The 14125-nt window shown below is 71.5% G+C and carries 12 protein-coding genes; 7 read left to right on the top strand and 5 right to left on the bottom strand.

What is annotated here, in order from left to right; translation table 11 throughout:
• Window positions 1-146: 146 nt before the first annotated feature.
• The 6 genes from ACFC0Z_RS03745 to ACFC0Z_RS03720 all read left to right on the top strand — a co-directional run bounded on the left by ACFC0Z_RS03745 (window position 147) and on the right by ACFC0Z_RS03720 (window position 8900).
• Entirely contained in the window at window positions 147-1130 is a 984-nt protein-coding gene (locus tag ACFC0Z_RS03745; protein WP_376432354.1) for an ABC transporter permease, read from the top strand.
• Window position 1131: 1 nt separating this feature from the next.
• Entirely contained in the window at window positions 1132-2052 is a 921-nt protein-coding gene (locus ACFC0Z_RS03740; RefSeq protein WP_376432353.1) for an ABC transporter permease, read from the top strand.
• Window positions 2049-4235: a dipeptide ABC transporter ATP-binding protein gene (locus ACFC0Z_RS03735; RefSeq protein WP_376432351.1), complete on the top strand. Its 2187-nt coding sequence runs from the start codon at window positions 2049-2051 to the stop codon at window positions 4233-4235. The genes ACFC0Z_RS03740 and ACFC0Z_RS03735 overlap by 4 nt, the downstream gene beginning before the upstream one ends.
• A 75-nt stretch (window positions 4236-4310) precedes the next feature.
• A complete protein-coding gene (locus tag ACFC0Z_RS03730) occupies window positions 4311-6008 on the top strand; it encodes an ABC transporter family substrate-binding protein (RefSeq protein WP_376432348.1) in 1698 nt (565 codons plus the stop codon).
• Window positions 6009-6180: 172 nt separating this feature from the next.
• Window positions 6181-8496, top strand: coding sequence for an FdhF/YdeP family oxidoreductase (locus ACFC0Z_RS03725; protein WP_376432346.1), 2316 nt, complete (start codon window positions 6181-6183; stop codon window positions 8494-8496).
• Between the two features lie 32 nt (window positions 8497-8528).
• Window positions 8529-8900 carry a hypothetical protein gene (locus tag ACFC0Z_RS03720; RefSeq protein ID WP_376432344.1) on the top strand — a complete coding sequence of 124 codons (372 nt, stop codon included), beginning with the start codon at window positions 8529-8531 and terminating at the stop codon, window positions 8898-8900.
• Between the two features lie 39 nt (window positions 8901-8939).
• On the opposite strand, the gene ACFC0Z_RS03715 is transcribed toward ACFC0Z_RS03720, so the two are convergent.
• Complete coding sequence (locus ACFC0Z_RS03715) at window positions 8940-9797, bottom strand: oxidoreductase (protein ID WP_376432342.1); 858 nt, start codon at window positions 9795-9797, stop codon at window positions 8940-8942.
• 98 nt (window positions 9798-9895) lie between these two features.
• Here ACFC0Z_RS03715 and ACFC0Z_RS03710 point away from each other — a divergent pair, with 98 nt between their 5' ends.
• Window positions 9896-10315, top strand: coding sequence for a MerR family transcriptional regulator (locus ACFC0Z_RS03710; RefSeq protein WP_376432339.1), 420 nt, complete (start codon window positions 9896-9898; stop codon window positions 10313-10315).
• Here ACFC0Z_RS03710 and ACFC0Z_RS03705 read toward each other — a convergent pair.
• The 4 genes from ACFC0Z_RS03705 to ACFC0Z_RS03690 all read right to left on the bottom strand — a co-directional run bounded on the left by ACFC0Z_RS03705 (window position 10312) and on the right by ACFC0Z_RS03690 (window position 14122).
• A complete protein-coding gene (locus tag ACFC0Z_RS03705; RefSeq protein WP_376432337.1) occupies window positions 10312-10812 on the bottom strand; it encodes a universal stress protein in 501 nt (166 codons plus the stop codon). The two genes, ACFC0Z_RS03710 and ACFC0Z_RS03705, sit on opposite strands and share 4 nt — an antisense overlap.
• Before the next feature lie 5 nt (window positions 10813-10817).
• Window positions 10818-12077, bottom strand: a complete 1260-nt coding sequence (locus ACFC0Z_RS03700; RefSeq protein ID WP_376433443.1) for an SLC13 family permease — start codon at window positions 12075-12077, stop codon at window positions 10818-10820.
• Window positions 12078-12192: 115 nt separating this feature from the next.
• Window positions 12193-12555 (bottom strand): DUF1304 domain-containing protein, encoded by a 363-nt coding sequence (locus tag ACFC0Z_RS03695; protein ID WP_376432335.1) that lies wholly within the window; start codon window positions 12553-12555, stop codon window positions 12193-12195.
• Between the two features lie 88 nt (window positions 12556-12643).
• On the bottom strand, window positions 12644-14122 hold the full coding sequence (locus ACFC0Z_RS03690) for a non-reducing end alpha-L-arabinofuranosidase family hydrolase (RefSeq protein ID WP_376432333.1): 1479 nt from the start codon (window positions 14120-14122) through the stop codon (window positions 12644-12646).
• Window positions 14123-14125: the final 3 nt, after the last annotated feature.

Below are 14125 nucleotides of genomic sequence, written 5' to 3'. Positions count from 1 at the left end.
CCTGGCGTTTCGTGATCAAAGAATGAGGTGTCGCCACCGCGCGTTCCCCTCCGATTCCCAGGGAGTGCGCGGACACCCCCCTCAGAAAGCACGTCGAGCATGTCCAGAACCCCCACCACCGCCCTCACACCCGGGAAGGCGGGGTCGTGCTCCGTCACGTGATGCGCAAGACCGCAGGCTGGCTCGCCATGATCGTCGTCGCCACCAACGTCACGTACGTGCTCGCCGCCCTCTTCCTCGATCCGAGGTCGAACTACAAGGACACCCGGCCCGTGCGCAGCGCGGCCGAGATCGACCAGGCGCTCGCGCCGTACAACCTCGATCCGCGGGTGCCGCTCGTGGAGCGCTGGTGGGGCTGGTTCAGCGACGTCGTCCTCCACTTCGACTGGGGCAGGTCCCCGGTCGGCGCGCCGGTGAACTCCGAGATCGGGTTCCGGGTGCTCGTGAGCGCGCAGCTCGTCACGGCCGCCACGCTCCTGTCCGTTCTCCTCGGGGTCGCCCTGAGCGTGTCCACGGCGTCCCGGCAGTACGGCTGGTGGGACCGGGTCACCCAGTTCGTGTCCGTCTTCCTCTTCAACATCCCCACCGCCGTCGCCGCGCTGGCCGTGGTCCTCCTCGGCATCTGGCTGAACCAGAGTCTCGGGCTGCGTTTCCTGTACGTCGCCGGGGAGAAGTCCCCCACGGTCGAGGGCCTCCTGCCGACCGTCGTCGACCGGGTGCAGCACCTCGTCCTGCCGACGCTGAGCCTCACGCTGCTCGGGTACGTGGGCTACCACCTCACCCAGCGCACGCTGCTGCTCGACGCCATCGGCTCCGACTACGTCCGCACCGCGCGCGCCACCGGCCTGACCCGTGCCCAGGCGATCCGCCGCCACGCGCTGCGTTCCTCCCTCGTCCCGACGGCCACCTCCGTGGCCTTCGGCATCCCCGCGATCTTCACGGGCGCCGTCATCACCGAGACCGTCTTCGGCTGGAACGGCATGGGCCAGTACTTCATCCAGACCATCGGCAAGAACGACGTGCACGGCGCCGTCGCGGTGGCCGCGTTCGGCGCGGCGATGACCGCGATCGGCGCGATCCTCGCCGACGTCGCCGTCGCCGTGCTCGATCCCCGGGTGCGGGTGAGCTGACGTGACCGCCACCCTCGACTCCACCGCCTCCAACGACTCCCCCGCCTCCCGGCAGCGCGCCCTGGGCAGCGGCCGGCTCTACCTGCGGCGATTCCTGCGCAACCGCGGCGCCGTGCTCGGTGTGGCGCTGTTCCTCCTCCTCGTGCTGTTCAGCCTGTTCGGCGGGGTGTTCGCGCCGGCCGCGTACACCGACGTCGACTTCACCGCCCTCACCCAGCCGCCGAGCGCGGCCCACCCCTTCGGTACGAACCAGGGCGGGAACGACGTGTACGCGGAGGCCGTGCACGGACTCCAGCGGTCGCTCGTCATCGCGGTGAGCGTCTCGGTGCTCACGATCGTGCTCGCCGCCGTGATCGGCGCGGGAGCCGCGTACCTCGGCGGCCGGGTGGAGAAGGCGACCCTCGCGGTCATCCACTTCCTGCTCGTGGTCCCGTCGTTCCTCGTCCTCGCCCTGGTCTCGCACAGGCTCGCGGGCGACTGGCGGGTGCTGATCCTCGTCCTGACCGTCTTCGGCTGGATGACGACCGCCCGGGTCGTCTGGTCGCTGTCCACCTCGCTGCGGGAGCGGGACTACGTCCTGGCCGCCGAGTTCATGGGCGTACGGCCCTGGCGGATCGTGCTGCGGCACATCATCCCGAACCTGGGGTCCCTGCTGGTGGTCAACCTGACGCTCGGCGTCGTCGCCACCGTCCTCAGCGAGACGGCCCTGTCGTTCCTCGGGTTCGGCGTGCAGACGCCCGACGTGTCACTCGGCACCATGCTCGCCGACGGCGCCGGGACCATCACCAGCGCCCCGTGGCTGTTCGCGTTCCCGGCCGGGCTGGTCGTCCTGCTCACCGTGTCGATGACGCTCGTCGGCGACGGGCTGCGCGACGCCCTCGACCCCACCTCCGTATCGGCGGCCTCGGGAGGCGCGCGATGACCCTCACCCTCACCCCGGCCGCCGTGCCCGGGCCGCTCGCCCCGGAGACCGCGCAGGCGCCCGTGCTGTCCGTGCGGGACCTGCGGATCTCCTTCCCGTCCGAGTCCGGGCCGGTCGCCGCCGTGCGCGGCGTCAGCTTCGACCTGCTGCCCGGGCGGACGCTCGGCATCGTCGGCGAGTCCGGTTCGGGCAAGTCCGCCACCGCCATGGGCGTGATGGGGCTGCTGCCGCCGACCGCCCAGGTGTCGGGCGAGGTGCTGCTCGGCGGGCGGGACCTGGTCGGGCTCGACGACAAGCGGCTGTCCCGGGTGCGCGGCAACGACATCGGCATGGTCTTCCAGGATCCGCTGTCCGCGCTCACCCCGATCTTCTCCGTCGGCCGGCAGCTGTCCGACGCGCTGCGCGTCCACCAGAAGCTGACGAAGCAGGCCGCGTGGAAGCGGGCCGTCGAGCTCCTCGACCTGGTCGGCATTCCCGAGCCGCACCGCAGGGCGCGCGCGTTCCCGCACGAGTTCTCCGGCGGGATGCGCCAGCGGGTCGTCATCGCCCTGGCCATGGCGAACTCGCCGTCGGTCATCGTGGCCGACGAGCCGACGACCGCGCTCGACGTGACCGTCCAGGCCCAGATCCTGGAGGTGCTGCGGACCGCGCAGGCCGAGACCGGCGCGGGCGTCGTGCTCATCACGCACGATCTCGGTGTCGTGGCCGGGTACGCGGACGACGTCGCCGTCATGTACGCGGGCCGGATCGTGGAACGGGGGGGCGTCGACGAACTGTTCCGGCGGCCCGCCATGCCGTACACCATCGGTCTCCTCGGCGCCGTGCCCCGGCCCGACGCCCCGAAGGACCGGCCGCTGGTGCCGATCGCGGGCGAGCCCCCGTCCCTGGTGGCGCTGCCCGCCGGATGCCCGTTCGCGGACCGCTGCCCGGTCGCGCTCGACCGCTGCCGAACGGAGGAGCCGACGGCGACGGCGGTCGCGGGGCACGGTCATGTGGCCTGCCTGCGCGCCGACGAGATCGCGGACGGTCGGCTGCCGGCGGAGACGCTGTTCCCCGGGCCGGAGGAGACGCTGTCTCCCGCTCCGGCGGAGACGCCGCTTCCCGGGCCGGAGGAGACGCAGCTTCCTGGGCCGGCGGAGACCGGCACGGCGGAGGCGGCCGTGCCGGTGCCCCGCTCCCCCGGCGAGGTCGTCCTCCGGGTCTCCGGGCTCGGCAAGACCTTCCCCGTCACCAAGGGCGCGTTCCTCAAGCGTCGCGTCGGCACGCTCCACGCCGTCAGCGACGTGGGGTTCGAGCTGCGGGCCGGGGAGACCCTGGGTCTGGTCGGCGAGTCCGGCAGCGGCAAGACCACCACGCTCCTGGAGATCCTGCGGCTCCGGCCGCCGGAGACCGGGCGGATCGAGGTCGCGGGCACGGACGTCGCCCGCCCCGGCTCCGCCGGGCGCCTGCGGGAACTGCGCGGCGAGGTGCAGATCGTCATGCAGGACCCGATGGGCTCCCTCGACCCGCGGCTGCCGGTCTCCCGGCTGCTCGCCGAGCCGCTGGAGGCGGTCGGCGTCGACCGTGCGGCGGTACGGGAGCGGGTGGCCGAACTCCTGGGTCTCGTCGGCCTCGACACCGCCGTGGCGGATCGTTTCCCCGCCGCGCTGTCCGGCGGGCAGCGCCAGCGCGTCGGCATCGCGCGGGCCCTGGCGACACAGCCCCGGATCGTCGTCCTGGACGAGCCCGTCTCGTCCCTCGACGTGTCCGTGCAGGCCGGCGTCGTGAACCTGCTCGCGCGGCTGAAGCGCGAGCTCGGCCTCGCGTACCTGGTCGTCGCGCACGACCTGGCGGTGATGCGGCACTTCGCCGACCGGATCGCGGTCATGTACCTCGGGCACGTCGTCGAGACCGGCACCACCGAGGAGCTCTTCGCGAACCCCCGGCACCCGTACACCGAGGCCCTGCTCTCGGCGATCCCGGTCCCCGACCCCGCGCGCGAGCGCTCCCGTGAGCGGATCGTGCTCGAAGGCGAGCAGCCGAGCGCGTCGAACCTGCCGACGGGCTGCGTGTTCGTGGACCGCTGCCCGTTGTTCCGGACCCTCGACGACGAGGGGCTGCGGGAGCGATGCCGTACGCGACGCCCCACGTTGGGGCCGGCAGCCGCCGGCTCCGGCCACCTCCACGCCTGCCACGCCCGCTGACCGCGGGCTCCCCACCCCGCGGACGCCGCACCCCTTGGCGTACCGCGCCCTGCAAGGAATGAGGACCCACCCCCCATGCGATCGAGAATCGCCGTCCCCGCCGCCGCCCTGACCGCGGCCCTCACCCTCGCCGTCTCGGCGTGCGGCGCCCCCGACTCCGGCAAGCCGGACACCGGGAAGGCCGCCCAGAAGGGCGCGACGCCCGCCGCGGCCTCGGCGAAGGTCGACTACAACCCGCAGCCGTACGAGAACGTCAAGGACGGCGGCACGTACACCACCGCGGGCACCATCGACGACCAGGGCAACCCCTTCAACGCCAACGCGACGCTCACCGCCAAGCGCGTCTGGTTCTGGTACAACCCGGACGTCATCACGTACTCCCCCACCGGCGAGGTGCAGTACAACCCGGACTACCTCGCCGACGTCAAGACCGAGGTCACCGGCGGGAAGCAGCGGGTGGTCCTCACCCTCAACCCCAAGGCCACGTACAACGACGGCACGCCGATCGACTGGACCGCCGTCAAGGCCACCTGGCAGGCGAACAACGGCACGGACAAGAAGTACAACGCGAGCGACACCCAGGGGTACGGCCAGATCGCCTCGGTGACGCGCGGCGCGGACGACAAGCAGGCCGTGGTCACCTTCAAGGGTGTCGCGCCCTGGTGGTCGAGCCTCTTCACCACGCTCCTGCACCCCAAGGCCGCGACGGTGGCCGGCTACAACGAGGCGTACGTCAAGAAGGTCCACCCCGAGTGGGGCGCGGGCCCGTACACGGTCGGGAAGTTCGACGCGAAGTCCGGCGACCTGACCTTCGTGCGGAACCCGAAGTGGTGGGGGAAGAAGGGCAGGCTGGACCAGCGCGTCTACGTCAACCTGGAGTCGGACGCCGCCTCGAACGCCTTCAAGAACGGCCAGATCGACTACACCGCGACCGGCGACGCGGAGGGCCTCAAGCGGCTCTCGGGCGTCCAGGGCACGGAGATCCGGCAGGGCGGCAGCCCGTTCGCGTACTCCTTCTACGTCAACGCCAAGTCGCCCAACCTCCAGGACGTCCAGGTGCGCAAGGCGCTCCTGGAGAGCGTCGACCGGGCGCAGATCGCGAAGATCCAGTTCCAGGGCCTCGGCGACTACACCGAGCCGCTGCCCGGCTCGCTCCTCCTCTTCAGCTTCCAGAAGGGCTACTCCGACAACGTCGGCGCCGTCATCAAGCACGACCCGGAGAACGCGAAGAAGACGCTGGACGCGGCCGGCTGGAAGCCCGGGAGCGACGGCGTCCGCGAGAAGGACGGCAAGAAGCTCACCGTCACCTACACCCTGCGCGGCGACGACCCGCTGGAGAAGGCCACGGCGGGCGCGCTGGTGCAGATGCTGAAGCCGGTCGGCATCCAGGTCGAGCTGAAGAACTCGACGGACGCCGACTTCGCCCGGATCCTCAGCGAGCGGAGCTTCGACATCTTCCTCGTCGGCAACCGGTCGCCCGACCCGTTCGGCGCCCGCTACCTGTGCGAGTTCTACTGCACCGACAGCGGCTCCAACATCGTGAGCATCGGCAACGCCGAGCTCGACAAGGAGATCCGCGAGGTCTCCGCGATCGCGGACCCGACCGAGCAGACGGCCAAGGCGAACGCGGTCGAGCGGAAGGCGCTCGCGCAGTACGGCTACCTGCCGCTGTTCAGCGGCCCGTCCATCTACGGCGTGAAGTCCGGGCTCGCCAACGTCGGCGCCACCATCTTCGGCACGCCGCTGCCGGAGACCGTGGGCTACCAGAAGTAGCCACCGGTACGGAGTCACGGGGATCACCCGTACCCGTACTCCGTACTCGCGAGGGGCCGCACCCGTGCGGCCCCTCGCGGGCATTCCCCGAATGGCAGCGCCGCCCTGGCGGGCATAGCCTGCGGAATGAGGCAGTCCGTCCCCCGCTCCTCCCGGGAAGGGTCGAAGCAACGTGACAGTCGACAAGGACGACCAGGGGGCAGTCGAGGCCCGTGTCGGGCCGGAACCGGACGGGGAGCCGGAGTTCCGCCCGTACCACCACCCGGCCGCCGGGTGGGGAGCGGCCAAGAGCGTGACCCGGTTCATGGCGCGCGAGGGTGCGCTTCCCCTGGACGGGCCACGGGCGATCATGCGGATGAACCACGAGAACACCGGGTTCGACTGTCCCGGCTGCGCATGGCCCGACGACACCAAGGGCCTGCGGCTCGACATCTGCGAGAACGGCATCAAGCACGTCACCTGGGAGATGACCCGCAAGCGGGTCGACCGCGCGTTCTTCGCCGCCCATACGGTGACCGAGCTGGCCGGATGGACCGACCACGCGCTGGAGGACCAGGGCCGGCTGACCGAGCCGATGGTCTACGACCCCGCTTCCGACCACTACGTGCCGATCACCTGGAAAGCCGCGTTCGAGCTGGTCGGAGCCGCGTTGCGCGAACTCGACGACCCGAACCGGGCCGCCTTCTACACCTCCGGCCGCCTCGGCAACGAGGCCACCTTCCTCTACCAGCTGATGGCCCGCGAGCTGGGCACGAACAACCTGCCCGACTGCTCCAACATGTGCCACGAGGCCAGCGGCCGGGCGCTCACGGCCTCCCTCGGCACCGGGAAGGGCACGGTCGACCTCAAGGACTGGGAGACCGCCGACGCCCTCTTCCTGTTCGGCGTCAACGCCGCCTCGAACGCGCCCCGGATGCTGACCGCGCTCGCGGAGGCGTACCACCGCGGCGCCCGGATCGTGCACGTCAACCCGCTCGTCGAGGCGGCCGCCACGCGCGCGATCATCCCGCACGACTTCAAGGACATGGCCACCTTCCACGCGACCCCGACCAGCACCCTCAACCTCCAGCCGCGCATCGGCGGCGACATGGCCCTGCTGCGCGGGATGGCCAAGGCGGTCCTGGAACGCTCGGTGACCGATCCCAAGTCGCTGGACCGGGAGTTCGTCGAGCGGCACACGGCCGGGTTCGAGGAGTACCGGGCGGTGTGCGAGGCCACGACGTGGGAGGAGATCGAGCGCCAGTCCGGGCTGAGCCGGGAGGACGTCCTCAAGGCGGCCCGCGTGTACGAGGAAGCCGACCGCACGATCATCAGCTGGTGCCTGGGCGTCACCCAGCACGAGCACGGTGTCGACACCGTCCGCGAGATCGTCAACCTGCTCCTCCTGCGGGGCAACCTGGGCCGCGAGGGCGCCGGCCCCTCCCCCGTACGCGGACACAGCAACGTCCAGGGCAACCGCACCTGCGGCATCGACCACCGCCCCAGCGAGGCGTTCCTCGACCGGCTGGCCGAGGTGTGCGCGATCGATCCGCCGCGCGAACACGGCCTCGACACGGTGCGGAGCATCCAGGCCATGCACCGGGGCGACGTGCGCGTCTTCGTCGGAATGGGCGGGAACTTCGCGCTGGCCGCGCCCGACACCCCTTACACGTACGAGGCGTTGCGCGCCTGCGACCTCACCGTGCAGGTGAGCACCAAGCTGAACCGCAGTCATGTCGTGCACGGGCGGCAGGCGTTGATCCTGCCGTGCCTCGGCAGGACCGAGAAGGACCACCAGCGCAAGGGCGTCCAGTCGACCTCCGTCGAGGACTCGATGAGCATGGTGCACCTGTCCGTCGGCATGAAGAAGCCCGCCTCGCCGCACCTGCTCTCCGAACCGGCGATCGTCGCCGGCATGGCCCGCGCCGCCCTGCCCGACAGCGCGACGCCGTGGGAGTGGTACGTCGAGGACTACGACCGCATCCGCGACACCATGGCCCGCGCGCTCGACGGTTTCGAGGACTTCAACCGGCGTGTACGGCTGCCGCTCGGCTTCCGCATCAAGCAGCCCGCGCGCGAACTCGTCTTCCTCACCCCGTCCGGGCGGGCCGAGTTCTCCACCGCCCCGCTCCCCGACGTCGTCCCCGCGCCCGGCACGCTGGCCCTCGGCACGATGCGCTCGCACGACCAGTGGAACACCACGATCTACTCGGACGACGACCGCTACCGGGGCATCAAGAACCTGCGCACGCTCGTCTTCATGAACCGGGCGGACATGCGGGAGCGCGGCATCGCCGACCTCGGAGCCGTCGACATCACGAGCACGGCGCGGGACGGGAGCCGGAGGTTCCTCAAGGGCTACGTCGCCGTCCCGTACGACATCCCGCGCGGCTGCGCCGCCGGGTACATGCCGGAGATGAACGTGCTGTGCGCGCTCGCCGACTACAGCACCCAGAGCGACCAGCCGATCATGAAGCACGTGAAGGTGACCGTCGACCCGGCCGCGTGAGCGGGCCGGCGCCCGAGCGGAAGGACACCGTCATGGCCGACACGATGAGCAAGAAGGCGAAGAAGAGCAGGAAGAAGGCGCTCTCCCGGCTGGAACCCCGGTTCGCGACCGTCGGCGTGACGAGCCCCGTCCCCACCGGTGTGAGCCTCTGCGCCGATCTGCGGCGCGGGATCAACGACCTGAAGAAGCGGATCCGCAAGACCCACGACCTCATCGTCCGCATCGGCAGGACGATCGACGAGCTGTACACCCATCCGAACACCGACCCCGCGACGATCCAGCAGCTGGAGGCGCAGCGGATGCGGCTCAAGGAGCAGCTCGAGGAGGACCAGGTCAACCTCGACGGGCTCCAGATCGACTACTCGTTCGCCGGATGCGGCAGCCAGGACGGAGGACGCGGCTGACCGGCCGCGCGACTGACCGGCCGCGTGGCACGGCCGGTGTCAGCCCGCGTCCCTGATCCCGTCCCCGTCCCCGATCCCGGTGGAGAGGGCGACCTCCCGCCACTGGTCCAACTCGCGGCGCACCAGGTCCAGCTTGGCCTCGACGCGGTCGACGGCGTCCGCGCCGAGCTGGAGGCGGAGGGGCGGATCGGCGGCCTCCGTGACGTCGACGATCGCCTTGGCCGCCTTCGCGGGGTCGCCGGGCTGACGGCCGTCGTTGCCGGCCAGGGCCTCGCGGACCGGGCCCGCCCCGGCCTCGTAGTCGGGTATGGAGGCCGGTGCGACGCGCATGCTCGTACCGGAGAGGAAGTCGGTGCGGAAGCCGCCGGGTTCCACGATCGTGACGCGGACGCCGACGGGGGCGAGCTCGCCGTGGAGGGCCTCGGTGATGCCCTCCACGGCGAACTTCGAGGCGCCGTACAGGCCCACGGCGGGCGCGGTCGCGAAGCCGCCGACGGAGCCGATGTTCAGGACGTGCCCGGAGCGCTGGGCGCGGAGCGTCGGGAGGGTGGCGCGCAGGGTGTTGAGCACGCCGAAGACGTTGACGTCGAACAGGTCGCGGGCTGCCTGGTCGGAGATCTCCTCGACGGCGCCGACGAGTCCGTATCCGGCGTTGTTGACGACGACGTCGATCCGGCCGAAGGCCGCGAGCCCCGCCTCGACCGCGGCCGCCAGCCGCTCCGGCGCCGTCACGTCCGCGCTGACCGCGAGCAGCCGGTCCGGCGCCTCCGGGTAGGCCTTCAGCACCGCCGCCGCGTCCCGGGCCGTGGCGATGACGCGGTGCCCCCGGCCGAGGGCCTCCCGCGTGATCTCCGCGCCGAGTCCGCGCGACGCACCGGTGACGAACCACACGCTCATGTCTTCTCCCCTGTTCGCAGAGCCCCGAAGGGCCGTGGGAACGACCGTAGAACCTAGAGTCGGGTCTAGATCAACAGCGATCGGCGGGAGGGGTACGGATGGACCTGAGCATCGGCGAGGTGGCCGAGCGCAGTGGGCTGAGCGTGCACGCGCTGCGGTTCTACGAGCGGGAGGGCCTCTTCGCCAACCCCGTGCGCCGCCTGTCCAACGGCCGCCGGATCTACCACGAGGAGGACCTCGGCTGGCTGGCCGTCTGCACGAAGCTGCGCGCCTCCGGCATGCCGCTGGCGATGATCCGGGAGTACATCGACCTGGTCCGGCAGGGCCCGGGCAACGAGCGCCAACGTCTCGACCTGCTCCGCCGCCACGAGAGCCACGTGGAGGAGCAGATCCGTGCGCTCCAGGACACCCTGGAGGTCATGCGCTACAAGGTCCGGATCTACGAGGAGCACCTCGCCCGCGGCGAGGCCGACGGCCTCTGGAACCCGTCCCGGCCCGATCGGCAGGAAGCCCCCTAACGGATGTCGGCGGCGCCGGGCGGCTCCGGCCAGACGAGCAGGACGGGGCAGGGGGCGTGGTCGACGACGTAGCGGCCCGCGGGGCCGAGGCTGTGGGGGCCGGCGTGGGTTCGGTCGCCGTCGCGGGACAGGATCAGCAGGTCGGCGCCCGACGCCTCCGCCTCCGCGAGGACCTCGCGCTCGGTGCGACCGGTGCGCTCGGTGGTCGTGCAGGGGCGGCCGAGGCGGTCGGCGGCGGCCCGGAGCAGCTCGTGGGCGGAGGAGGAGGCGAGGTGTTCCAGACGGGTGCCCGGGTCGCGTTCGGGATGGCCGCGGCCGAGGAGCCCGGCGAAGGCACCGTGCGCGGCGCCCGGCACGTCGGGGGCGGTGACGTGCAGCAGGACGGTCTCCGTCCCCACCGGGGTGTGGGCGCGGGCGGCGTCCACGCACGCCGGCCAGGTGCCCTCGGCGATCCAGACGACCACAGTCGCGGGCGGCACGGGTGCCACGGGGCTCATACGCGTCAGCCTCCTCCGATCACGGTGAGCGAGAGCCACAGCGCCGACACGGACGCGACGAGGGCCGCCGGGACCGTGTAGACGCCGAGCCGGGTGAACTCCTTGAGTTCCACCTCACCGTCGTGGGCATGGACGATACGCCGCCAGAGCAGCGTGGCCAGGGAACCGGCGTACGTGAGGTTGGGCCCGATGTTGACCCCGAGGAGCACGGCGAGGACGGCACCGGGGCCGGAGGGGGCGGTCAGCGGGAGCAGCACGAGGACGGCGGGGAGGTTGTTGATGACGTTCGCGAGGACGGCGGCGAGCGCGGCGAGGGCCAGCAGCTCGGGGAATCCGGCGCCGTCCGGGATGACGTTCGCGAGGACCTCGTCGAGCCCGTTGTCGACGACCGCCCGGACGACGATGCCGAGGGCGAGGACGAAGGCGAGGAAGGGGACGGAGGTGGCGCGGAGCAGGGCCCGCGGGGCGGTGCGGCGCCGGAGCAGGGCGCGTACGGCGAGGGCGAGCGCACCGGCGAGCGCCGCCCACGCGGGGTCGATCCCGACCGCCGAGGTCAGGACGAAGCCGACCAGCGTGCAGCCCACGGTGACGAGCGCGAACATCGGCGGCCGGGGTGCCTCGGTGAGGGCGGGGGCCTGCGCCCCGGCGTCCAGGTCGGTCGCGAAGAAGCGGCGGAAGACCGCGTACTCGACGCCGATCGCGACCAGCCAGGGCAGCGCCATGAGCGCGGCGAACCGGGTGAAGCTCAGACCGCTCGCGGCGAAGGCGAGGAGGTTGGTGAGGTTGGAGACCGGCAGGAGGAGGGAGGCCGTGTTGGAGAGGTGCGTGCAGGCGTAGACGTGGGGTTTGGGGCGGGCACCGATCCGGGCGGCGGTGGCGAAGACGACGGGCGTGAGCAGCACGACCGTGGCGTCGAGGCTGAGGACGGCGGTGATCGCCGACGCGGCCAGGAACACCTGCCCGAGGAGGCGGCGCGGCCGGTTCGCGGCCGTGCGGGCCATCCAGGCGCCGCAGGCGCGGAAGAGTCCCTCGTCGTCGCAGAGCTGGGCGAGGACGAGTACGGCCGCGAGGAAGCCGATGACGGGTCCGAGCCGCTCGGCCTCCTCGACCGCGTCGTGGAGGGGGATCGCTCCGGTGGCGACAACCACGCCGGCGGCGGGGACGGCCACCACCGCCTCGGGCCAGCCGAAGGGCCGCGCGACGGCGCAGGCGAGGACGAGGATCAGGAGGGTCGCGGACAGCGCCTCCGCGAGCTCGGGGTTCAGGGTCGGGTCCTTCCGCGTACGTACGGCGGAGACACCGCCCGGTCAAACAGCAGGGAGGTTACCCGCGCGCACCCGGCGTCCTCGCGGCGGCCCCGGCCTGTCGGCGGCGGCACCGTCAGTGGGCCGCGAGCACCAGGGCCAGGCCGATGAGGGCCGGGACCGTCTGGACGAAGAGGATCTTGCGGCTGGCGGTGGCGGCGCCGTAGGCGCCCGCGACGGCGACGCACACCAGGAAGAAGATCTTCGCCTGGAAACCGACGGGGTCGGAGGCGACCGCGCCCCACACGAGGCCGGCGGCGAGGAAGCCGTTGTACAGCCCCTGGTTGGCGGCGAGCGCCTTGGTCTCGGCGGCGAAGGCGGCGGTGGTGCCGAAGGCGGCGCGGGCCCGGGGGCCGGTCCAGAGGAACATCTCCAGGACCAGGATGTAGACGTGGAGCGCGGCGATGAGCAGCACCACGGTGGTTGCGAAGGTCGACATGGGCATCAGGATCACATGCCGCGGCCCCTCCGGCGGAGCGGAGGGGCCGCGGCGTGACGGGTCGGAGGGGGGCGGTGTGCCCCCTGGGTCAGCGCTGGAGGGTCAGAAGGCCCGGGCGGTAGGGCAGGAGGCCGTAGTCGCCGCCGACGTTCGGGTCACGTCCCTGGTAGAGGAACTGCAGGTTGCAGGGGTCGATCGTGAAGGTCTGGTCGGCGGTGGCGCGGACCAGCTCGCCGTGGCTGATGTCGTTGGTCCAGGTGGCGCCGCTGTTGGCCTTGCCCGCGAAGGGGTTGGTCTCGGTGGCGGCCTGGGGCGTCCAGGTGCCGTTCAGGCTGGTGGCGGTGAACGAGCGGAAGAAGCGCTGCTCGCTCGCACCCCGGGCCTCGACGATCATGAGGTACTGGTTCTGGTCCTTGACCTTGTAGACCTGGGGAGCCTCGAAGAGGTTCTTCTCCGTGTCGCTCATGACCGTCGTGTACGAGGAGCCGAAGCTGCTCGGGAAGTTCCCGATCGGCATGCTGGCGCGGTAGATCTTGCCGTTGTCACCGGCGAAGAACAGGTACATGTTCGTGCCGTCGGCGATCAGGGTCTGGTCGATGGGGCCCGTTCCCGAGCCGGAGATGGTGCCGGAGAAGAGCTCCTGCTCCGCCGACCAGCCGTTGGGGTTGGTGGGGTCGGTCGACGTCCGGTAGGAGAAGGCGGTCCTGCCCCACTGGTAGGCGAGCACCCAGATGTTCTTCGGCGCGAAGTAGAAGAGCGTGGGCGCGACGACGGAGTTCGTCATGCCGTTCTGGGCGGTGGTGGCCATGTCCGACCAGGTGGTGAAGGGCGAGAAGTTCATCGAACCCCAGCCCTTGCCCGTGCCCGCGGCGCCGTACGTGGTGGCGTAGACGAGCTGCTTGCCGTTGTACGGGGCGACGGTGAAGTCCTTGAGCGAGGCCCATTCCGGCTTGGGCTGCGCGAGCGGGCCCGAGGACGACCAGCGGTACGTCGAGGGGAGCGCACAGGTGCCGGGCGTGGTGCCGCCGGCGACCTTGATGAACTGCCACTGCTGGTTGGCGCCGCCCCAGTCGTCGTACTGGACGATGTTCGCACCGTCGGCGGTGGAGGCGCCCTGGACTTCGAGGGCCTTGCCGCTGTGGCGGGCGACGAGGCGCACGTACCCGTCGGCGCTGTCGGCGAGGCGCCACTGCTGGTTGGTGCCGTTCGCGTCGCTCCACTGGGTGATCGCGGCGCCGTTGGCGGTGGAGCTGTTCTGGACGTCCAGGACCTTGCCGGAGTGGCGGGACTTCACGCGGTAGTAGCCGTCGCCGTTGGAGACGAACTGCCACTGCTGCTGGTTCTGGTCGTTCCTGGTCCACTGGGTGATGCGGGCGCCGTCGCTGGTCGACAGGTTGTAGACGTCGAGGGCCTTGCCGCTGTTGCGGTTGACGAGGACGTACCAGGCGCTGGTGTCGACGGTGGCCGCGGCGGCCGGCGGGGCGGTGAGGAGTGAGGACCCGAGCAGCAGGGAGGACAGGACCGCGAGGACGAGCCCCATGATCAGGGGTGGACGACGGAATGTCATCGG

Origin of the sequence: Streptomyces sp. NPDC056144 (assembly GCF_042264145.1) — a bacterium.
Lineage (GTDB): Bacteria > Actinomycetota > Actinomycetes > Streptomycetales > Streptomycetaceae > Streptomyces.
Note: the sequence above shows the minus strand (reverse complement) of the source record. Positions and strands in the feature narration are given on the sequence as shown.